The organism is Halorussus gelatinilyticus, assembly GCF_023238445.1.
Taxonomy (GTDB): domain Archaea; phylum Halobacteriota; class Halobacteria; order Halobacteriales; family Haladaptataceae; genus Halorussus; species Halorussus gelatinilyticus.
This window is the reverse complement of sequence record NZ_CP096658.1, coordinates 3317108-3338192: the sequence shown is the minus strand read 5'-3', so window position 1 is coordinate 3338192 and position 21085 is coordinate 3317108. Positions and strand designations below refer to the sequence as shown.

Below are 21085 nucleotides of genomic sequence, written 5' to 3'. Positions count from 1 at the left end.
GCCGGGGACGACGGCCGAGACCGACCGCACTCGCGCACGTCGCGAGAGGTCCGGCGGGTTTTTGACGACCCGGCCCGAAGTCCCGATATGACTGTCCGGGTAGAGCGGACCTTCGACCTCGGGGTTTCGCCGGAGAACGTGTGGGAGTTCATCGCGGACCCGGAGAAACGAGCGAGCGCTATCAGCGTCGTCGCCGACTACGAGCGAACCGGGGAGACGTCGTCTATCTGGCACATCAAGCTCCCGATTCCGTTTCTCGACACGACCGTCCCGGTTCGGACCGAGGACGTGGAGCGCGACCCGCCGCGCTACGTGAAGTTCGTCGGCCGGTCGTCGGCGCTCCGCGTGACCGGCGAACACGAGATTCAGGAGACCGAGACCGGGAGCAAACTGATTAACCGGTTCACGGTCGAGGGGAAGGTGCCCGGCGTCGAGCGCTTCTTCAAGAAGAATCTGGACAACGAACTCGACAACCTCGAAGCCGCGCTTCGGGAGGAGGCGACGGCGTGAGAGTCGCACTCGCGCAGCTCGAGATCGAGGGCGGGGCCGTCGAAGCCAACCGCGAGCGCGCCGAGGACGCCATCGTCGAGGCCGCCGAGCGCGGCGCGGACCTCGTGGCGCTTCCCGAAATCTTCAACGTCGGCTACTTCGCGTTCGACGCCTACCAGCGCGCCGCCGAACCGGTCGAGGGACCGACGCTCGGACGCATCGCGAACGCGGCCCGCGAACACGGAATCGGCGTCCTCGCGGGGAGCATCGTGGAGGACCTCGCCGAGACCGAGAGCGTCGAGACGCCCGCCGACGAGGGACTGGCGAACACCTCGGTCCTGTTCGACCGCGAGGGGACGCGCCTCGCGGTCTACCGCAAGCACCACCTCTTCGGCTACGAGTCGGCGGAAGCCCAGATGCTCGTACCGGGCGAAGCGTTGGGAATCGCCGAGTTCGAGGGTGCCACGGTCGGGATGACGACCTGCTACGACCTCCGGTTCCCGGAACTGTACCGCGACATCGCCGAGGCGGGCGCTGACCTCGTGTTGGTGCCGAGCGCGTGGCCGTACCCTCGCGTCGAACACTGGCAGCTCCTGCCGCGGGCTCGCGCCGTCGAGAACCAGTTCTTCGTGGCGACCATCAACGGGTCGGGCGACTTCGAGGACGCCTCCCTGCTCGGACGTTCGGCGGTGTACGACCCGTGGGGCACGACGCTGGCCGGCACGAACGACGACCCGGACCTCGTCGTGGCCGACGTGGACCCGACTCGCGTCGAGTCGGTTCGCGAGGAGTTCCCGGCGTGGCGCGACCGGCGACGCTGACACGTCGGCCAGACGTCTGACGGCCACAAGGCTAAAAACCCGAATATTAATTACGGAGTAGATGAGAGTATACAATAATAGACAGATGGCCGAAGCGACAACTACGTTGAGTGCGTCGAACAGGGGTGGGACGGCCGCGCAGGGTCCTTCCCGAGAGGCGATGTTCGACCTGCTGGGCAACTCCCGTCGGCGGCGAGTCCTCCGACACCTGTTGGACGACCGCCATATTACGCTGACCGACCTGAGCGCGCGCATCGCGGCGTGGGAGAACGACACTCCCATCACCGACTTGACCTCGCGCCAGCGAAAGCAGGTGTACTCGTCGCTCTATCAGACTCACATCCCGCGCCTGAGCGAACACGGATTGGTCGAGTACGACTCGGAGGACCGACTCGTCACGCTGACCGCCGACCCCGAACGACTCAGACGATTTCTCGAAGTCGAATCCCCCGAACGCGGCCGGTTCTCGCACCAGTGGAGTCGGTACTTCCTCTGGACTGCGGTCGTCGGAAGTGCGGTCATCGCGGGCAACTGGCTCGGCACCGCGCCGACGACGCACGTGACGACCGAGAGCCTCTACGGACTGCTCACGGTCGCGTTTATGATGCTCAGTATCTCGTTCGTGATGGCCGTCGAGGGGCCGAAGCTCCTGCGATTCGGGGACTGAATTCGGGATTCGTTTTTCGCGGATTTTCGGTCGGTTGCTCGGTCGGTCGTTTCGGTCGGTAGCTAGACTGTTCTTCGGTGGTTCGAGTCGGGGTGGGTGAGTCTCGGTGGTTCGAATCGGAGCGAACGAGTTGACAGAGGTGAGAGAGGATAGCTTCAGGCTTGAACACAGGAGTCTACTGCACCGCTCCGCACGGCACAGCACCTCGTCTTCCCAACCTTCTCCCTTCGGTCGTCCCTCGAGCGGTGATCGCGGCGCTCACGAGCGCCGTGCCGTCGGACAAACCGCGTCCGACGAGCCATGCGCTCGCATCCGCTCGCGCAGACGCCCCCACGCGCCGGGGTGAAAAATCGAAGTAACTCGTCGGTGGTCTGCTCGGTCGTCGCTCTCTACGAATCCGGGACCGAAAGTGCTCGGCCACGAGGGCCTCGCCGTTCAGTCGTCGGAATCTGCGAGAGTGAGACCGAAGCTCCGAAATCGCTGTAAGCGATTTCTTCGCTTCAGTCGTCGCTCTCGGTCTTGATGTCCGCGCTGAGACCCTGCGCCATCTCGATGTCCTTGCTGTTGTTCACTGTCCACGCCGTGCGCTCGGTGACGGCCTCGATGGCCTCGCGGGCGCTCGGGTAGCCGTTGCCGGACTTCTTGACGCCGCCGAACGGCAGTTGGACCTCCGCGCCGATGCACGGGAGGTTGCCGTAGGCCAGTCCGAGTTCCGCCTCGTCGCGGAACTGGTTGACTTGGCGGTAGTCCTCGGAGATGACCGCGCCGGCGAGTCCGTACGGCGTGTCGTTGTGAATCTCCATGGCGCGGTCCATGTCGCCGCTGTACTTCACCAGCGCGACGTGCGGACCGAAGACTTCCTCTTGGAGGCACCGGAGGTCGGTGTCGTAGTCGATCTCGTAGACGAACGGGCCGACCCAGTAGCCGTCCTCATGGCCTTCGGGAATCTCGTCGGCGTCGAGTTCTTCGCGGTCCACCAGTACGTTCGCGCCCTCCTCGCGGGCGAGGTCGTTGTACTTACCGAACTTCTCGACCTGCTCTTCGTTGACCATCGGACCCATGAAGGTGTCCTCGTCGAGGGGGTCGCCGACCGAGACGCTCTGCGCGAGTTCGACGTAGCGCTCCTTGAACTCGTCGTAGACGTCCTCGTGGACGATGAGGCGCTCGCTGGAGACGCAGCGCTGCCCCGTGGTCTTGAACGAGGACATCACCGCGGAGTGGACCGCGATGTCGAGGTCCGCGTTCTCGGTGACGACGATGCCGTTCTTGCCGCCCATCTCGCAGGCCGCGAGCTTGCCGGGTTCGCCGCCGACCTTGCCGGCGATCTTGTGGCCGACCTCGCTGCTGCCGGTGAACAGCACGGTGTCCACGCGGTCGTCCTCGACGATGGCGTTTCCGGCGTCGCCGAAGCCCTGCACCATGTTGAAGACGCCCTCGGGGATGCCGGCATCCACCATCATCTCGGCGATGATCTGGCCGCACCACGGCGTCTGCTCGGCGGGCTTCCAGACGACCGTGTTGCCCTCGACCAGCGCCAAGGCCATGTGCCAGAACGGGATGGCGACCGGGAAGTTCCACGGCGTGATACAGCCGATGACGCCGCGGGGCTTGCGGCGCATGTAGGCGTCCTTGCTGCCGATTTCGGAGGGCACCACGTCGCCGTGGGGGTGGCGGGCGTTGCCCGCGGCCCACTCGACCATGTGAGCGGCTTCGACCACGTCGGCCTTGCCTTCCGAAATCTCCTTGCCGCACTCTTTGGTAACGATTTCACCGAGTTCGTCCGTGCGGTCCTTCAGTTCGTGGTAGACGTCCCAGAGGTACTCCGCGCGGTCGATGTACGAGAGGTCGGCCCACTCGTCTTCGGCCTCCTTGGCGGCCGCGAGCGCGGCGTCTACGTCTTCCTCGGTGCCGCGGTGGAACTCGCCGAGTACTTCCTGATTGGACGGATCGACGCTCTCGAAGGTCTCGTCGCCGCGTCCCTCGGTCCACTCGCCGCCGATGTAGTGCTGGTAAGTCTCCTCGCTTGCCTGTTGACTCATACTCTGGCAAAAATTGGGACCGGCACGGATAAAAAGTCTCCCAATTTCGGCCAGTTGACCCAACGCTCGACGGGTTGGCGCGCCCGTAGACATCCGAAATCGGACGTGTGACGACGTGTCGCGTGGCCGTTACTCGCCGTTCGTGGTCGTTCGCCGTTCGGGGTCCGGGGTCACTCAACGTCCGAGGTCACTCCCCATTCGCGTCCGCCAACTTCTCTATCTCGCCCTTGACGCTCACGGCGTCGAAGTCGTGGTCCGGCCGGATGTTCACGAAGTCCAGAAAGTCTCGCGCCGCGAGCAACTCGTCGGGCGAGTAGTGTTTTGCGGCGGCCGCGACTGCGGCTCGCGCGCCGATTCGGGGTTCGAGCGCGGCGAGCGCGCACGCGAGGTCGTACGACCGGGCCTCCTCGATGGCGTCTTCCCGAACCGTCGTCGCGTCGATGAAGTACACCTCGCCGTGCTGGACGAGGACGTTCTCGCCGCGCAGGTCGCCGTGGGCGAGGCGGTTGTCGTGCATCGCGGCCAGCGACTCGAACACCTCGGGCGCGAGGTGTTCGACCTCCTCGGCGTCCATCTCCTCGAACGTCCGGAAGTCGGGCAGGTACTCCATCACGAGGACGGCCATGTCCTCCACCTCGAAGACCTCGATCGGAGCGGGCGCGTTCAGCCCGATTTCGCGCATCCGCTCGGTGGCCTCCAACTCCTGTTCGGCCATCTCGACCGGCCCGGCGGAGTGTTCGAAGAACCCCTCGGTGCCCGACGAGAAGGCCCCGAGGTTGCGCGCGCCGGTGAACAGCGCGTGGACTATCGAGTTCTGGCGCGTGATTATCTTGACGAACCATCGTTCGTCCACCACGCAGGGCGTCGAGAGCCAGTTGTCGGCGTCCAGAAACTCGACGCGTAACTCCGGCCGGTCGTAGCGCCGAGCCATCTCCACGAAGACCGCTTCGAGTCGCTCCCACTCGATGGTGCCACGCACCAGCCGCCGGATACTCATCGGAGGCGACTAAGCGTCCGGCCCTCAAAAAGCCACTTGCCCAGGCTCCGACATTAGATCTCCAGAAACGCCACCGCGGTCTCGAACTCGGGTCCCTCGTCGATGACGCCGTCGGCGAGGTCCCGGTCGTAGGTCACGATGCCGGCGTCGGCCAGTTTCGGCAGGTGGACGTGGTAGAGGCTGCTCTGAATCTCGGCTCAGAACGCCTCGAAGTCGTCGGTGTCCGCGTCGGGAAACAGCGACAGCGCCAGGTAGGTCGAAAAGGACGGGACCGGAATCGGCAGATACTCTCTGTTCAGACAGCGTACTACTGCGCGTCGTCGGGAATGTGCCAAAGCCCCGAGAATCGGGTCGAGCCGACTCTCCGTCATTCGATAGCGTCGATACTCGCGTCACGAAAAAAAGCCCGTTGGCCCAGTAGTCACGACGTTTATGAGTCCCCCGCGAAGCCCCGGTTCACGTCAAATCAGCGACGCGACCACCGAGGCGACGTAGCCGACGGCCGCCAGTCCGGTCAACAGGAGGAGCAACCGGACCGAGGATAGGGAGTCGAGACTCGACGGTAGTCGGGTCGGGAGCGAGAGCGACGACCACCACAGTTCGAGTCCGCCCCAGACCGCGAGGACGGCGACCAGCGCGAACGTCGCCAGCACGTCGTAGAACCCCATCCACCACGGGAAGAAGTATCCGAGCAGTCCGTTCTGGACTTGGACGGGTACCGCGTCGCGGACCGCCTCTTCGAACTGCTCGGCGAGTCCCGACGGCGGCTGTGCGCGCCGCGACTGGAGGCCGGCCGCCGCGGCACTCGGCCCGCCCGCACTCTCGCCGCCCGTGCCGAGGCGTTCGGCCTCGTAGGCCCGTTCGACGGGTATCTTCCAGACGATAGCGCCGGTCTCGTTCACCTCGAACACCCGGTCGCCGATGGTGTCGGTGACGAGGGTGTTGCCGTTGGGCAGGCGGTCGGCGTCGCGGGGCCACTGCATCGCGTCGTCGGTCCAGACCCACGACCGGTTCCAACTCCCGTTCTCGCGCTGGTACTCCACGACGCGGTCGTTCTCGGAGTCGGCGACGACGACGGCCGGGCCGCCTCGCTCTTCGGGAATGTAGTCCGGATTGTGCTGTTCGCGCAGGGTGTCGTACTCGTTCTCGCTCCCGAGGGTCCAGTTGGCCTCGATGCCGCGGCTTCGGTTCAGGAAGGCGATTTGGTCCTGATTCCGCAAGTCCACCATGATGCGGCCGTCGTCCAGCAGTTCCACGTCGTTGATGTGGACCCAGTCCTTGTCGTAGCTCCCGCCGCCGGTTATCGGGAGTTCGCTCTCGGCGGTCCACGTCCACTCCCGGATGCCCGACGTCGTGTTGACCACGAAGACGGCCTCGTTGCCGATGTCGCCGACGAGGATGTGAGTGTCGTTGATTACGTCCACGTCGTGCCACCGACCGCCTTCCATCCGGTGGGCGTAGAGTCGGGTTCGTTCGCCGGTGGTCAGGTTCAGGCGTTCGACAACGTTCCGACGGCAGTCCCCTCGGTCGGCCAACAGCGGGCCACCGCCACAGACCGACTCGTTGAGCCACTTCGTTGCGACGTAGGTGACGGTCCGCTTCCCCCGGATGCTCGGGTCCACGTCCCAGTAGGAACTGTGTCGGTCGGTGTGGTAGAGGACGGTCCCGTTCGGCCGGAAGGCGACGAGTTCGCCCGAGAGGCCGCGCATGCCTCCCTTCTGGGCCGTGACGACGGTGACGCCGCGCCGGGTTTCGACCATCTGTTGGCGGTCGCCGGTCGCGATGTCGGCGGACCGGTCGTATCGCTGGTTGGGCGACGGCCCGGCGGTCACGAATCCGACGGCGAGCGAGAGGACCAGTCCGAGGACGACGACTGCGAGGAGGACTCTGGGCGGCGTGCGACCGTTCACGAGGGCGGAATACGACGAAGGACGATAACAGCGTTTTGGCGGTATCGATGAGCGATTCGATTACTCCAGCGCGACCAGCGATGGACCGACCGACACGAACAGTTCGTCGTCCACCGCGGCGGGCTTCTCGGGTTCTGACGACGAGTCGAACTCGAGGTTCCAGTTCTCGGTCCGGGTGTCCGCGTCGAGCGAGTGGAGACTGCCCGGCCGGGTCGAACAGTAGAGGGTGCCGTCGGCGACGACCGGGTCGCTGGAGACGTCTTCCACCTTTTGGTCGCTGCCCTCCCCGAGCAGCGTCCGCCACCGGACCGCTCCGTCGGCCGCCGAGAGCGCGATTAGGCGACCGGATTCGGTTCCCGTATAGACGGTCTCTCCGTCGGTCGAGAGGACGTACTGTCCGCCGGTCGCCCGCCACCGAACCCTCCCGTCGAAATCGAGCGCGACGACGCCGCCGTGAGGCGTGGCGAACACGCCACAGTCGGTCACGGCGACGTCGCCGGGGACTTCGCGGGCGTTCGACTCGGAGGTCACTAACTGCACCGACCAGCGCTCGCCTCCGTCGTCGGTACGGAGCGCCGTCAGCCTGCTGTCGCCGGTTCCCACGAAGACGGTCCCGTCGTGGACCGCCGGGCGAGTCCCCACCCAGTCGCCGACCGACGCGGTCCACGCGACCGACCCGTCGGTCCGGAGCGCGACCACCGACCCCGAATCGGTACTCACGTAGATTCGACCGTCGGTCGGCGTCGCCGCCTGAACTCCCCGCTCCGGGTCGAACCGCCAGCGTTCGACTCCTCCGCGTCTCTCGACCGCGCGGACCGACCCCGCCGTGACGACGTAGACCGCCTCGCCCATCACCGCGACCGACTCTGGGACCGTAGCTTTCGTCGGATGCGACCAATCCAGTTCGCCGGTCTCGCGGTCGTAGGCGTGGACGGCGTTCTCGTCGGGCATCTCGTTTTCGGTGCCCGGATAGAGCGCCTTGCCGACGAAGATTCGGTCCGCCGTGACCACCGGACTGGTGAGGGCCACGTCGAGGTAGCCCTCCGTTTCGGGTTCCTCGACGGTCCGCTTCCAGCGGACGGTCGGTTTCTCGGTCGGTCCGGTCGCCGCCGGTGCGTAGTTCGCTCCCGTCGGGCCGCGGTCGGGGAGCGGCCAGCCGTTTTCGGGAATCGACTCCGGAACGCAGTCTCGGGGCGCGCTCGTGGCGGTTTCGCTCATCGTGTCGGTCGTCGTCTGGGTCGTCGTTTCGGTGTGCCGCGTCTCGGTCGCGGTATGCATGGTCGTGTCGTTCGGAGGGGCTTCTCGACCGGCGCAACCGGCGATGGCGGCGAGACCGAGCCCGGTCGCCCGGAGGAGGTCGCGGCGGGAGGGCGAGGCCATGGCAGACGCGTCAGGCTACCGTGGCAAGTGTCTTCCGGAACCCCCGACGCTGGTTCGCTGTCTTTATACTACCACTCGCGCAAAAATTGCGTATGGATTTCAGCCTTCCCGACGAGCATCAGATGATTCGGGACGAGGTGCGTCGGTTCTGCGACGAGGAGATCGAACCCATCGCGCAGGACATCGAGGACGAACACCGCTTCCCGGAGGAGATATTCTCCCAACTCGCGGACCTCGACATGATGGGCGTGCCCGTCAGCGAGGAATGGGGCGGTCTGGGCGGCGACCAATTGATGTACGCGCTCGTGACCGAGGAGTTGGGTCGAGTCTCCGGGTCCATCGGTCTCTCGTACGCCGCGCACGTCTCGCTGGCCTCCAAGCCCATCGAACTGTTCGGCACCGAAGAGCAGAAGGAACGCTGGCTTCGTCCGCTCGCGGAGGGCGAGTACCTCGGCTCGTGGGCGCTGACCGAACCCGGTAGCGGGTCGGACGCCAGCGACATGGACACGATGGCGGAAAAAGAGGGCGACGAGTGGGTCCTGAACGGCACCAAGCAGTTCATCACCAACGCCAACGTCGCCGGGTCGGTCCTCGTCAAGGCGGTCACGGACCCCGGCGCGGGCTACGACGGTATCTCCACGTTCATCGTTGACCCCGAGCAGGACGACGGCTTCGAGGTCACGACCGTCTGGGACAAGATGGGCCTGAACGCCTCGCCGACCTGCGAAATCCAACTCGACGACGTGCGACTCCCCGAGGACCGTCTGCTCGGCGAGGAGGGCGACGGCTGGGACCAGACGAAGAAGACGCTGGACGGCGGTCGCATCTCCATCGCGGCGCTCTCGACCGGTCTCGCGCAGGGCGCTTTCGAGGCCGCCAAGGAGTACAGCACCGAGCGCGAGCAGTTCGGCCAGCCCATCTCGAAGTTCGACGCCATCCGGAACAAGGTCGTCTCGATGGACCGGAAGGTCGAGCGCGCTCGCCTGCTGACCCACAAGGCGGCGTGGAAGTACGACCAAGGGAACTCGGTCTCTCACGAGAGCGCGCTCGCCAAACTCGACGCCAGCGAGGCCGCCCGCGAAGTCGCCGAGGACGCAGTGCAGACGCTCGGCGGCTACGGCTACACCGAGGACTTCGCGCCTCAGCGGTTCTTCCGCGACGCGAAACTGATGGAGATCGGTGAGGGGACCAGCGAGATTCAGCACCTCGTCATCGGCCGGGAACTGGGTCTCTAACGTCCGCCCGAGCGAAACCCCTCTCCAGCCGACCGCGAGTCTCAGAAATTTTAACACCGGGTCGTGAGACTGCCCGAGTATGTCGCCCGACGAACCCTCCACCACTCGCAGAGCCTTCCTTGCCGCTACGGGTACGACCGCCGTCGCTGGCTGTTCCGGACCCCTCTCGGCGTCCGGAAGCACGGCCACGACGACGAACGACGAGACCACGTCCGAGCAGTCCGCCGGAAACACACGCGACTGGCCGCAAATCGGTCGGACCGAGACACACAACGGGTACGTGCCCGCGCTCGCCGCCGACGACGAACCGTCCGCGTCGGCGGAGACGACCGTAAGCGGGTCGTTGACCACACCCACCGTGGTCGGCGATACCGTCTTCGTCACTCGTGGCGCGCCGGGAACCGACGGCCCCGAGGCGACCCTCGAAGCGTACGCGCTGGCGTCCGGAGAGCGATTGTGGCAAACGGAGGTAGGCGACGGTGAGTGGACCCAAGAGACCTCGCCGATTCTACTCGACGGTACGCTCATCGTGCCCCAGTCGGACGGAAGTGAGGTGAGCGTCCACGGTCTCGACGCCGATACTGGCGATGTGCGATGGCACGTCTCGACGGCCGCGACCCGAATCCGCGGTCCCGTCGCGGCTTCGAGCCACCTCGTCGTCACGACGGCGGGTCGGCATCCGAATCAAACGGGCGAGTCGCCGGTCGAAGCGACGCTCCGGGTCTACGAGTTGTAACCCAAGCCAGCGCTGTCGCTCGAATCGCGGAGTGCGAGAGAAAGAGAAAAACGGCGGGTAGACCGGTTACAGCGAGACCGCTTTTTGGCTGGTCAGCGTCTGGGGCACGCTGTGGTGGTAGGTAACCGCGCCCGCCGACGTGACGATTTTGATGGTGAACTCCTCGCTTTCGCGGAGACCGTGGGAGTTCTCGGTCAGTTCCGCGGTGTTCAGCGAGATGCGGAACCGGTCGCCTTGGTCCACGAGGACCGGATACGTGTTCTGAATGTCCTTGATGGTGCTGACGTTGAACCGCGTGTCGTTGGCGACGCCGTCGTCGGCTCTGGTCAGAATCTTCCCGCTGTCGGGACCGAGCCACTCGACGGTGGCCGTCGAGAGGTTCACGTCACCCGACCCGGAACTCTTCATCACGGTGAGGTTCACCATGTGAATGGACTGGTCGTTACCTACGATGCCGACGGTGCTGACGACATTCACCCGATTGGTCACTTGCCCGGTGGCTTCCGTGCCCGTCTGCTCGGACTTCGTCTGCAGGAAGCCTGCGGTGTTGATGAGTACGCCCGCTGCGATGGCGGCGACCAGCACCATAGCGATGAACACGATGAGTGTACCGATACCCACCTGTGCCCGGTCGGGCCGCCAGTTGTCGGTGTCGAACATGGTTCTCTTCTGAACAGCTATTCTCACACCTAGGACATAAAACCCCGATACGGTTATCAGGAATGAAAACAGGACGAAGTACGGATTAAAAAGGATTCTAAGCGCCTCTAGCGGCAGTTCAGCCCTATTCTAAATCCCCACCTTATGATATACGTTACCTCGAAAGAAAACGAACGTGACTGTCCGTTTATCTAAATCTCAGGGCCAGTTGCCGCTCTCCTCGTAGGCGTCCACGACGCGCTGGATGGCGACGACGTACGCGGCGGTGCGCATGTTCGGCGCGCCGGTCTCCTCGTAGGTCTCGACGAGGTTGTCGAAGGCGTCCGTGATGATGCGTTCGAGTTCGTCGTTGACGCGCTCCTCGGTCCAGTGGAACCGCTGGCGGTTCTGGACCCACTCGAAGTACGAGACGGTGACCCCGCCCGCGTTGGCGAGGATGTCGGGGAAGACGTAGGTGTCCGAGTCGGCGAGCACGTCGTCGGCGTCGGGCGTGAGCGGCCCGTTGGCGGCCTCCACGACGACGTCGGCCTGCACGTCCTCGGCGAGGTCGCCGTCGATGGCGTTTTCCAGCGCGGCGGGGACCAGCAGGTCCACGTCGAGCGTGAGCAGGTCCTCGTTGGAGAACTCCTCGTCGGCTTCGGAGTAGCCCGAGACGCTGCCGGTCTCGTTCTTGTGGCTCTTGACGTCCACTGGGTCGAAGCCGTCCTCGTTGTAGATAGCACCGCTGGAGTCGGAGACGGAGACGACGTTCGCACCGAGTTCGTCGATGAGTTTCGCGGCTATCCACCCGGCGTTCCCGTAGCCCTGCACCGCGACGGACGCGCCCTCGATGTCACGGTCGAGGTAGTCGAACGCCTCGCGTGCGGTGAGCATGGTCGAGCGACCGGTCGCCTCGACGCGGCCCGCGCTCCCGCCGCTGTCGGGGGACTTACCCGTGATGACGCCGGGCGCGGTCGTGTTCTCCAGCGTCTCGTAGGTGTCCTTGATCCAGTTCATCTCGCGCTGGCCCGTGTTCACGTCGGGCGCAGGGATGTCCTTGTCCACGCCGATAAACGGGCGCAGTTCCTTGGCGAACGACCGCGTGATTCGTTCGAGTTCGTCCTCGCTGTAGTCGTCCGGGTCGATGACGATGCCGCCCTTCCCGCCGCCGTAGGGAATGTCCACGATGGCGCACTTGTAGACCATCCACCCCGAGAGCGCCTTGACCTCGTCGCGGGTGACGCCGGGATGGTAGCGAATACCGCCCTTGTACGGACCGCGGTCGCCGTTGAACTCCGAGCGGAACGCTTTGAACACCTCGACGTCGTCGTCGTCCAACTCGACGGAGAGATTGGTTTCGAGCACGCGCTCGGGGTGTTTGAGGCGTTTCAGCACGTCCTCGCCGACGTCCATGTACTCCGACGCGTCGTCGATCTGTTCCTGCAGGCTTTCGAAGGGATTTGCTTGCTCGGACATGGGTGGTAATTTCTGGCGTCAAGTTACAACGTCTCGATTGGCACTCATACAGTTTCCGAAATCGGAAACCGCGCGTCGGGCCGTATGCCGGCGATTTCGACTAACCGCATCCAAAGCCGACCGCTGGCGTAAGTGTGTGTATAAGGACCTAAGACAACTCTATAGCATTAATATTTTGTACGCCTACGGGAACCTACGCCTACGATGCGTCGCTAAGACGACTCGCCCCGGTGAGGCCGAGTCGCAGACGACGTGCCGAACCAATCATGCCTCCAGAAACTGTCGAAGCAACCGAACAGAAGGGTAGTGACGAGGAGACCGAAGAGCCGGAGTCCGCGCTCGAAACCGCGCGCCGTCAACTGGAACACGCCGCGGCCCACCTCGACGTGGACGAGGGCGTCATCGAGCGACTGAAGCATCCGACCAAAGTCCATCGCGTCGCGGTACCGCTGAAACGCGAGAACGGCGAGGTCGAGGTGTTCACCGGCTACCGCGCCCAACACGACGACGTGCGCGGCCCGTACAAGGGCGGCCTGCGCTTCCACCCCCACGTCAGCGAACAGGAGTGCGTCGGGCTGTCGATGTGGATGACGTGGAAGTGCGCCGTGATGGACCTGCCGTTCGGCGGTGGGAAGGGCGGCATCGTCGTGGACCCCAAGGACCTGACGACCGACGAGAAGGAGCGCCTGACCCGGCGCTTCGCCGAGGAACTCCGCAAGTTCGTCGGTCCGAAGAAGGACATCCCCGCGCCCGACATGGGCACCGACGCCCAGACGATGGCGTGGTTCATGGACGCCTACTCGATGCAGGAGGGCGAGACCATTCCCGGCGTCGTCACCGGAAAACCGCCCGTCGTCGGCGGGAGCGAGGGACGACAGGAAGCGCCCGGTCGCTCCGTCGCCATCATTGCCCGTGAGGCCGCCGACTACTACGACTACGACCTCGAAGAGACGACCATCGCCGTGCAGGGATTCGGCTCGGTCGGCGCGAACGCGGCCCGTCTGCTCGACGACTGGGGCGCGAACATCGTCGCGGTCAGCGACGTGAACGGTGCCATCTACGACCCGGACGGACTGGACACCCACGCGGTGCCCTCCCACGAGGAGGAACCCGAGGCCGTCATGACCCACGACGCGCCCGAGAAGCTCTCGAACGAGAAGATTCTCGAACTCGACGTGGACGTCCTCGTTCCGGCCGCGGTCGGGAACGTCATCACCGCGGACAACGCCAACGACGTGCAGGCCGACGTCGTGGTCGAGGGTGCGAACGGCCCGACGACGTTCGCCGCCGACGCCATCCTGGAAGAGAACGGCGTCGAGGTCATTCCCGACATCCTCGCCAACGCGGGCGGGGTCACCGTCTCGTACTTCGAGTGGTTGCAGGACATCAACCGGCGTCAGTGGTCGCTCGAACGCGTCAACGACGAACTGGAGAAACACATGCTCTCGGCGTGGAACGACGTGCGGACCGAAGTCGAGGCCCGCGACGTGAGTTGGCGCGACGCCGCCTACGTCGTCGCGCTCTCGCGCATCGCCGAGGCGAAGAGCACCCGCGGTCTCTGGCCCTGAACCGCTGACGTAGTTTCCGCTTTTCCTCACGTCTCGTCGGCGGCCTCGGCGTACGCCAGCACGCGCTCGGCCTGTGCGACCAGCGGCGCGTCTATCATCTCGCCGTCCACCCGGAAGACGCCCCGGCCATCGGCGTCGGCCTCTTCTTTCGCCGCCAACAGCTTCTCGGCCCACTCGACGCGCTCGGGGTCGGGCGTGAACGCCTCGTTGACGGGCGCGACCTGCGCGGGGTGGATGGCCATCTTGCCGTCGTACCCCAATTCGATGGCGAACTCGGTCTCCTCGCGCAGGCCTTCGGTGTCCTCGATGTCGGTGTACACCGTGTCGATGGCGTCCGCGTCGGCCGCACTCGCCGCGAGGACGACGTGTTCGCGGGCGTGGAGGACTTCGGTGCCCTCGTCGGTCCGGGTCGCGCCGACGTCGGCCGCGAGGTCCTCCGCGCCGAAGGCGAGCGCATCGACTTCGGGCACGGTCGCGATGGACTCGGCCGACAGGATTCCGGCCGCGGTCTCGACCAGCGCGAGAATCGGCACGTCGGCGTCGCGCTCGTCGAGCAGGTCGGCCAGCGTCTCGGCGTCGTCCGCGTCCTCGGTCTTCGGGAGCATCACCGAATCGAGCGTTTCCACGGCGCGCGACGCCGCGAAATCGCTCGACTCGTCGCTCGTCGCGTCCTCCCGTCCGAGGATTCCTCGCAGGTCGTCGTCCGCGGCGATGCCCGTCTGATTCACCCGGACGCAGACCTCGCAGTCGGGGTCGAAGTCGGGGTCGGTCAACACCTCGCGGACCGCCGTGCGCGCCTCGTCCTTGGCGTCGGGAGCCACCGCGTCCTCCAAGTCGAAGACGATTACGTCGGCCCCTGCGCTCGGCGCTTTCCGCATCATCGCCGGACGGTCGCCCGGCGTGAACATGACGCTTCGTCGTGGCATGTCCGAATCGACGTGCTCCGGCGTATCAATTATTCCGAAACGGAGAGCCACCCGAGAATCAGTCGGCGGGCGAACGCGCGGTCGGCGTCAATCCGAGAGCGAAAGCGCAGTGACGGTCCCACCGCAGTCGGCCACGTAGGCCGTCGCGTCCGCGACGACGACCGAGGCCACGACTGCGTCCGTCGCCCGGCACCACCACAGTACCGTCCCGTCCTCCCGATTCAACGCCCACACGTCCCCGGCGTCGGTCGCCACGAGGAGGGCGTCGTCCGCGACCGTCGGCGAGGACCAGATGCGCGCCCCGAGGTCGGTCCGCCAACCCACCGAACCGTCCTCCGCGTCGAAGGCGTAGACGAAGCCGTCTCTGCTTCCCACGAAGACGGTGTCGTCCGCGACCGTCGGCGACGCCCACACCGCGCCGCCGGTCGCTGCGCGCCAGCGTTCCCTGCCCGTCGTCGCCGAAATCGCGGACACGCGACCGTCGTCTACGGTGCCGACGTACGCGGTGTCGTCGGCCATCGCGGGCGCACCGCCGACCGCGACGGCCGACGCGAACCGCCAGCGCTCGCGGCCGTCGGTCGGGTTGCGGGCGTACGCGCCGCCGTCGAGACTGGCGAGCAGGAGCCGTCTCCCGTCGTGTGCGAGCCCGCAGAGCGCTCGCGCCGCGTTCCGGAACGTCCGGCGGCGAGAGCCGTCCGCCTCGTGGAGAGCCGTGATTCGGCCGTCGTCGGCCGCGACGAAGATTTCGCCGTTCGCGACCGTCGGCGACGCTTGCACGCCGCCCTCGGTCTCGAACTCCCACCGGCTGTCGCCCGTCGCGGCGTCGAGCGCGACGACCGAACCGCGGTCGGCGGTCCCGCGGTCGCTACCGCCGTACACGACGTCTCCGGAGACCGTCGGTGCGGTGGGTCGGCCATCGACCCACCGCGACCATCGCTCGGTGCCGTCGTCAGCATCGAATGCGTGCGTGCAGCCGTTTGCACAGGCGAGATACACCGTCCCGTCGCCGACCGCGGGTGCGGTCCGGGCCGGACCGCTGGCCCGAAACCGGAAGCGAACCCGCGAGTCGTCCGACGTCAGCCGTCGGTCGGTGGCGTCCGTCACACGCTCGCCCGAGTCGGCGGTCGTCGGGCGCGAACGCGGTCGCACTGCGGGCGACTCGCGTGCGTCCGACCCACCGGCCGAGGGCGTCGCGCCCCGCGGCGTCCCTCGCGCCGCTTCGCGTCCGGGTGTCGAACCGACTCGGTTACCGTCCCCTGTTCGCGGTCGTACCCACTCGAACCGACTGGCTTCTTCGGACATGGTAAGCCTCGACTGTGACTGACTGCGACCCGATTTAGTCGGGACTTAGCCTTTGTTATGGGCCGATTACCGACCGACAGGCCGTGCCTGAAACGTTCTGCAACCGTTCGGTCGGCCCGAATCGGCGGGATTTTTGCCGGGTCGCGCCGACCGCTCACGCATGTCGGGTCTCTACTACGAGGAGTTCGAGGTCGGCCAGACCATCGAACACGAGAAGCGGCGGACCGTCAGCGAGTCGGACAACCAGCAGTTCTGCGACACGACGATGAACCAGCAACCGCTCCACCTCGACGCGGAGTTCGCCGAGGACACCCAGTTCGGCGAGCGGTTGGTCAACGGACTCTATACGATGAGCCTCGCGGTCGGTCTCTCCATCCCGGACACCACCGACGGCACCATCGTCGCCAACCTCTCGTACGACGACGTGGAGCATCCCAATCCGGTGTTCCACGGCGACACGATTCGCGCCCAATCGACCGTGACCGACAAGCGCGAGACCAGTGACGGCGAGCGCGGCGTCGTCACGATGCACGTCGAGGCGTTCGCGGTCAACCGCGACGACGAGGGGAGCGAGGGCGACGGCGAGACGTTGGTCTGCGAGTTCGACCGGACGGTGCTGTCGCTGAAGCGGGAGAATCAGTAGCTATCGCGGACGACGAGCAGTCGGTCGAGTAGGACGACCACTGTCGCGCGCAGCGTCAGGTCGACTCCTGACCGAACCGGTGGTCTCACCGCGACGACTGTCGACCGACTTCTTGCGCTGCCCGGCCGTGCCACGTTTTCGCGCTCTCGCGGAGCCCTATCCGAGGACTATCGCGTACAGCGAGAGGTTGACGACCACCGCACCCATCCACGGCACCGCCAGTCCGGCGGGCACGAGCAGGCCGTGTTCGTCGGGGAGCAGTCGCCGACAGCCGACTCCGACCGCGAGCGCGAACAGCTTCAGTCCGACCATCGCCGCGAAGCCGAATCGGTCGAGCGCGGCCCGAGCGACCGGGTTCGACTCGGTGAGACCGAGTTGCAACCCGTAGTAGGTCGTGAGCAGGTCGCCGACGAGCGCGACGCCGACGAGAATCCAGAGCGTCCGCTCCCAGCCGTCGATTCCGGCCAGCGGTGCGGTCAGGCGTCGCGGGTCCTCGCGGATAGCCGACGGCCAGTGAAGTCGGTCCGAACTCATGATGAAATCCGGCGCGGAGTGCGCCTCGTCACGACCGAACGAACGACGGACGGGCCAATTGTTATAGGCCTCCTTAGTCGCTGATACGCCTGATTAACCCGGCTAACGGCGCCGGGACCCGAAACCACGGCCGAGCGCGAAAGTGAACGCTTGAGACCCAGAGGCGCAGGAAATGCGGAGTTACGGGGTCGATACGGCACGGCAGTCGGACGCTACTGCCGGGCGAGCGCAGGGTCAGGGATGGGAGGTCGAGGACGGAGCGAAGAAGAGGTCGGGGGCGGAGCGAAGGGGGAGGTCGAGGGAGGCCGACGCGAACGCGAGGATTTTCGGCGGCCGGGTCCCTACGCCCGGTCGTGTCCCGAAGTGGTGCGCGCCGGACCGTCGAGTCGGCGTTCGGCCGAGTTACCTCGTGGCTTCCGTCCTCGGCCGTCCTGACGCGGGCGGGTCTCGGCGCGATGCTGGTCGCGGCGGGCGTCCACAAACTGCTGGACCCGGCGGCGTGGGCGGTCTACGTCACCGACTGGCTCGCGCCCCTGCTGGTCGTCTCGCCGGTCGTCTTCATGCTGATAAACGGGTGGCTCGAAATCGGGTTCGGACTCGCACTGCTCGCGGACCGCTACGTCGCGTTCTCGGCGGCCGTGGCCGCAGTCTCCCTCTCGGCGACGATTCTGTACCTACTGGTCGTCTGGGTCACGACCGGCCGGTTCGGCGACGTAATCGCGCGAGATATCGGTCTGGCGGCGCTGGCGCTCGCGGTGTTCGCGGACGCGGTTCGGGAGAGCGAGGCGGGGTGAGAACGAGGCCGAGAGACGACTGCCGGCCTACAGAATCGTGCCGTGCTTCTTGTCCGGTACGTCCTTCTCGATGCCCTCGTAGAACGCGAACCGGTTTTTCAGTTCCGTCCGGAGGGTGCTGGGCGGTACGATGTCGTCGATGACTACCTCGCTGGCCATCCGATGCACGTCGATGTCCTCGCGGTACTCCTCGCGGAGTTCCTGTTCTTTCTTCGCGCGTTCCTCCTCGTCGTCGATCTCCGAGAGCTTGCGGGCGTAGACCGCGTTGATGGCCGCCTCCGGTCCCATGATGGCGATTTCGCCGGAGGGAAGCCCGATGACGCTCTCGGGGTCGTAAGCCGGGCCGCCCATCGCGTAGATGCCCGCGCCGTAGGCCTTCCGGACCACGACAGTCTGCTTGGGGACCGTCGCCGACGAGGTGGCGTAGATGAACTTCTTGCCCTTCTCCAGAATCGCGTCCTCCTCGACCTGCGACCCGGCCATGAATCCAGGGGTGTCACACAGGTACAGCAGGGGAATCTCGTAGGCGTCGCAGGTCCAGATGAACTCCGCGGCCTTCTCGGCGGCGTCGGGGAAGATGGCCCCCGCGCGCTGTGCCGGTTGGTTGGCGACGATACCGACCGGCCGACCGTCGATGCGGGCGAACGCGGTGAGTATCTCCTTGCCGTACTCGGGCTTGAGTTCGAAGTAGGAGCCCTCGTCCACCACACGGTCGATGACGTCGGTCATGTCGTAGCCCTTGTTCGGCTCTTGGGGAACCACCGAGTCGATGCCCGCGGGCGACTTGACGGGCGGTTTGCCCTCGGTTTCGGGCGGCTTCTCGTCGGCGCTGTCGGGCAGGTAGCTCACGAGGTCGGCGACGAGTTCGCGTGCGTGTTCCTCGTCGTCGGCCACGAGGTCGGCGCTCCCGGACTTCTTGGCGTGGACGTCGGGACCGCCCAGCTCTTCGAGTTCGATGTCCTCGCCCGTGACCATCTGGACCATCCGCGGGGAGGCGATGGCCATCGCGGACATGTCCCGGACCATGATGGTGAAGTCGGCGAAGACCGGGGTGTAGGCCGCGCCGGCGATGCAGGGGCCGTAGAGCACGCAGATTTGCGGGACCGCGCCCGAGAGCATCGAGTGGTTGTAGTAGTACTTCCCGATGCCCTCGCGGTTGGCGAAGAAGCCGGTCTGCTGGTCGATGCGGCCGCCCGACGAGTCCATCAGGTAGAGGACCGGCTTTCCGTTCTTGAGTGCGCGCTGTTGCATCCGGAGGAACTTCTCGACGCCCTTCTCGGCCATCGACCCGGCCTTCACGGTGAAGTCGTTGGCCATGAAGTGCAGCTCGCGGCCCTCGAACTCGGCCGCGCCGGTGAGCAGGCCGTCGCCCGGCAGTCGGTCGTCGTTGCCCTCCTCGACCTCGGGGCTGTCGGGGTGCCACGCGTCGAAGTTGGCGAACTTGCCGTCCTCGAAGAGGAGTCCGTCGTCGCCGAACCAGAGGTCGAGTCGGTCGCGGACGAACAGTTTGCCCTGCTCTTCGAGGCGCTGTTTGTACTTCTCGGGACCGCCCAACTCGATGTCCTCTATCTCGTCCCACAGGCGCTCTTCGCGCTCGGTCGGCCCGAGGTCGTCGGACTCGGCGATGGCTTCGGCGGCGGCCTCGGCCCCCGCGTTCGGGGGACCGGCGGGTGCCTCGCGGACCACCGCGGGGGCGTCGGCGTCGCCCACGAACACTTCCACTTCGTCCCGGACGTGCTGGGCGAGCGCTTCCGCGATGGCGGACGCCTCCTCGTCGGTCGCACCGTCGCTGACGCGGACTTTCATACAGTGGAATCCGGCCAGCGATTTCAAACAGTTTTCCCTTTGGGTTCGCCGGAATCTTGCCGCGGAGCGTGGAGGGGCGCTCATCGTCGCCCCGCCACGCCCTGCGCTACGCCTCGCGGACCCCTACCCGAACGCGATGAGCGAGATACCGACGATAGCGACCGCCCCGGCGACGAGTCGGAGCGCGAAGCGGTCCTCGCCCAGCAGGAGACCGCCCAGAACGACCGCGACGATGGCCTGCGTGTTGAGGACGGGCGAGACGACGCTCGCCGGGAGGACCGCGAACGCCCGCATCATCGTGTGTGTCGCCGCCGCGACGACCCCGCCCAAGACGAGGAACTTCGGGACGGCGGGCGCGAACTCGTCTGGCCACTGGCGGGCCGCGACGGGAAGGAGGACGACGGCGACACCGCCGGTGTAGGCGAGCGCCCACACGTCCGAGCGGATGCCGACGCCCTGCAACAGCACGCGAGTCCCGACGTCCACCGCGCCGTAGAGCGCCGCGCTCCCGAGCGCGAGTTGGGCGGGGCGGTGGGTCGCTGCCCGGCGAATCGGCGCGAGCAGGCCGGTGAACTCGTAGTTGGCGAGGTAGACCGCGAGCGTGGCGAAGCCGACGCCGACGACCTGCGCGGCGGCGAGCGACTCGTCGACGAGGAGGACCTCCAGCGGGAGCGTGAACGCCGGAACCAGTTTCCCGAGCGGCGCGACGTAGGACACGTCGCCCGCCGAGAGCGCGTGGAGGAGCGCCAGATACGCCACGGCGCTGGCCAGCAGGACCGCGGCCACCAGCGCGAGCGCGGCGGGGGTTAGTTCGCCCGCCGCCGGGCCGTCGGCGGGCGCGAACATGACGACCGGGAGGTACCACGCGAGCGCGGCAGCGTTCGCCGCGACGATGACCACCGCGGGCGGGAACTCCGAGAAGTAACGTTTGAGGGCGAAGAGGTAGCCGCCCCACAGCAGCGCCGAAATCGTCGCGTACCAGATGCCGGTGCCTACCACGTCGCGCCCTTCTCGGTGCGCCGGGAAGTAACGTCCGGCCGAGGCAACAGTATCGGCGGGCTCGCGGTCGGAGGTGTCCGTGAGCGTCACCGTCCCGCAGACAGTCAGGTCAATCCAGAGTAAT

The 21085-nt window shown here is 66.3% G+C and carries 20 protein-coding genes; 8 read left to right on the top strand and 12 right to left on the bottom strand.

Going from position 1 to position 21085, the window contains the following annotated elements:
- Positions 1-87: 87 nt before the first annotated feature.
- The 3 genes from M0R88_RS16995 to M0R88_RS16985 all read left to right on the top strand — a co-directional run bounded on the left by M0R88_RS16995 (position 88) and on the right by M0R88_RS16985 (position 1977).
- Positions 88-510, top strand: a complete 423-nt coding sequence (locus M0R88_RS16995; RefSeq protein ID WP_248654612.1) for an SRPBCC family protein — start codon at positions 88-90, stop codon at positions 508-510.
- A complete protein-coding gene (locus M0R88_RS16990) occupies positions 507-1310 on the top strand; it encodes a carbon-nitrogen family hydrolase (RefSeq protein ID WP_248654611.1) in 804 nt (267 codons plus the stop codon). The genes M0R88_RS16995 and M0R88_RS16990 overlap by 4 nt, the downstream gene beginning before the upstream one ends.
- A gap of 160 nt (positions 1311-1470) precedes the next feature.
- Positions 1471-1977, top strand: coding sequence for a DUF7344 domain-containing protein (locus M0R88_RS16985; protein ID WP_248654610.1), 507 nt, complete (start codon positions 1471-1473; stop codon positions 1975-1977).
- A 500-nt stretch (positions 1978-2477) separates the two neighbouring features.
- Here the strand turns inward: M0R88_RS16985 and M0R88_RS16980 are convergent, their stop codons facing one another.
- The 5 genes from M0R88_RS16980 to M0R88_RS16965 all read right to left on the bottom strand — a co-directional run bounded on the left by M0R88_RS16980 (position 2478) and on the right by M0R88_RS16965 (position 8303).
- Complete coding sequence (locus tag M0R88_RS16980) at positions 2478-4016, bottom strand: aldehyde dehydrogenase family protein (RefSeq protein ID WP_248654609.1); 1539 nt, start codon at positions 4014-4016, stop codon at positions 2478-2480.
- A 187-nt stretch (positions 4017-4203) separates the two neighbouring features.
- Complete coding sequence (locus M0R88_RS16975) at positions 4204-5013, bottom strand: RIO1 family regulatory kinase/ATPase domain-containing protein (RefSeq protein ID WP_248654608.1); 810 nt, start codon at positions 5011-5013, stop codon at positions 4204-4206.
- Between the two features lie 53 nt (positions 5014-5066).
- Complete coding sequence (locus M0R88_RS18850) at positions 5067-5204, bottom strand: DUF7344 domain-containing protein (protein WP_438267213.1); 138 nt, start codon at positions 5202-5204, stop codon at positions 5067-5069.
- Positions 5205-5474: 270 nt separating this feature from the next.
- The gene (locus M0R88_RS16970; RefSeq protein WP_248654607.1) at positions 5475-6923 is read right to left on the bottom strand and encodes an aryl-sulfate sulfotransferase; all 1449 of its coding nucleotides are present in this window, start codon (positions 6921-6923) and stop codon (positions 5475-5477) included.
- A gap of 60 nt (positions 6924-6983) precedes the next feature.
- The gene (locus M0R88_RS16965) at positions 6984-8303 is read right to left on the bottom strand and encodes an outer membrane protein assembly factor BamB family protein (RefSeq protein ID WP_248654606.1); all 1320 of its coding nucleotides are present in this window, start codon (positions 8301-8303) and stop codon (positions 6984-6986) included.
- 92 nt (positions 8304-8395) lie between these two features.
- Between M0R88_RS16965 and M0R88_RS16960 the strand changes: the two genes are divergently transcribed.
- Both M0R88_RS16960 and M0R88_RS16955 read left to right on the top strand, forming a co-directional pair.
- The gene (locus tag M0R88_RS16960; protein ID WP_248654605.1) at positions 8396-9538 is read left to right on the top strand and encodes an acyl-CoA dehydrogenase family protein; all 1143 of its coding nucleotides are present in this window, start codon (positions 8396-8398) and stop codon (positions 9536-9538) included.
- A gap of 79 nt (positions 9539-9617) precedes the next feature.
- A complete protein-coding gene (locus M0R88_RS16955; protein ID WP_248654604.1) occupies positions 9618-10274 on the top strand; it encodes an outer membrane protein assembly factor BamB family protein in 657 nt (218 codons plus the stop codon).
- Between the two features lie 66 nt (positions 10275-10340).
- Here M0R88_RS16955 and M0R88_RS16950 read toward each other — a convergent pair whose 3' ends face one another.
- Positions 10341-10934, bottom strand: a complete 594-nt coding sequence (locus M0R88_RS16950; protein WP_248654603.1) for a flagellin — start codon at positions 10932-10934, stop codon at positions 10341-10343.
- A 198-nt stretch (positions 10935-11132) separates the two neighbouring features.
- A complete protein-coding gene (locus M0R88_RS16945) occupies positions 11133-12389 on the bottom strand; it encodes a Glu/Leu/Phe/Val family dehydrogenase (protein ID WP_248654602.1) in 1257 nt (418 codons plus the stop codon).
- A 266-nt stretch (positions 12390-12655) separates the two neighbouring features.
- Here M0R88_RS16945 and gdhB point away from each other — a divergent pair, with 266 nt between their 5' ends.
- Positions 12656-13957, top strand: a complete 1302-nt coding sequence (gene gdhB, locus M0R88_RS16940) for a glutamate dehydrogenase GdhB (RefSeq protein ID WP_248654601.1) — start codon at positions 12656-12658, stop codon at positions 13955-13957.
- Positions 13958-13983: 26 nt separating this feature from the next.
- Here the strand turns inward: gdhB and M0R88_RS16935 are convergent, their stop codons facing one another.
- Positions 13984-14883: an HpcH/HpaI aldolase/citrate lyase family protein gene (locus M0R88_RS16935; RefSeq protein ID WP_248654600.1), complete on the bottom strand. Its 900-nt coding sequence runs from the start codon at positions 14881-14883 to the stop codon at positions 13984-13986.
- Positions 14884-14970: 87 nt separating this feature from the next.
- Positions 14971-16032: an outer membrane protein assembly factor BamB family protein gene (locus M0R88_RS16930; RefSeq protein ID WP_248654599.1), complete on the bottom strand. Its 1062-nt coding sequence runs from the start codon at positions 16030-16032 to the stop codon at positions 14971-14973.
- A 313-nt stretch (positions 16033-16345) separates the two neighbouring features.
- On the opposite strand from M0R88_RS16930, the gene M0R88_RS16925 reads away from it, so the two are divergent.
- Positions 16346-16828, top strand: a complete 483-nt coding sequence (locus M0R88_RS16925) for a MaoC family dehydratase (protein ID WP_248654598.1) — start codon at positions 16346-16348, stop codon at positions 16826-16828.
- Positions 16829-16984: 156 nt separating this feature from the next.
- Here the strand turns inward: M0R88_RS16925 and M0R88_RS16920 are convergent, their stop codons facing one another.
- A complete protein-coding gene (locus M0R88_RS16920) occupies positions 16985-17362 on the bottom strand; it encodes a DUF5658 family protein (RefSeq protein ID WP_248654597.1) in 378 nt (125 codons plus the stop codon).
- Between the two features lie 353 nt (positions 17363-17715).
- On the opposite strand from M0R88_RS16920, the gene M0R88_RS16915 reads away from it, so the two are divergent.
- Complete coding sequence (locus M0R88_RS16915) at positions 17716-18156, top strand: DoxX family membrane protein (RefSeq protein ID WP_248654596.1); 441 nt, start codon at positions 17716-17718, stop codon at positions 18154-18156.
- 27 nt (positions 18157-18183) lie between these two features.
- Here the strand turns inward: M0R88_RS16915 and M0R88_RS16910 are convergent, their stop codons facing one another.
- Both M0R88_RS16910 and M0R88_RS16905 read right to left on the bottom strand, forming a co-directional pair.
- A complete protein-coding gene (locus tag M0R88_RS16910; protein ID WP_248654595.1) occupies positions 18184-19962 on the bottom strand; it encodes an acyl-CoA carboxylase subunit beta in 1779 nt (592 codons plus the stop codon).
- A 123-nt stretch (positions 19963-20085) separates the two neighbouring features.
- A complete protein-coding gene (locus tag M0R88_RS16905; protein ID WP_248654594.1) occupies positions 20086-20961 on the bottom strand; it encodes a DMT family transporter in 876 nt (291 codons plus the stop codon).
- Positions 20962-21085: the final 124 nt, after the last annotated feature.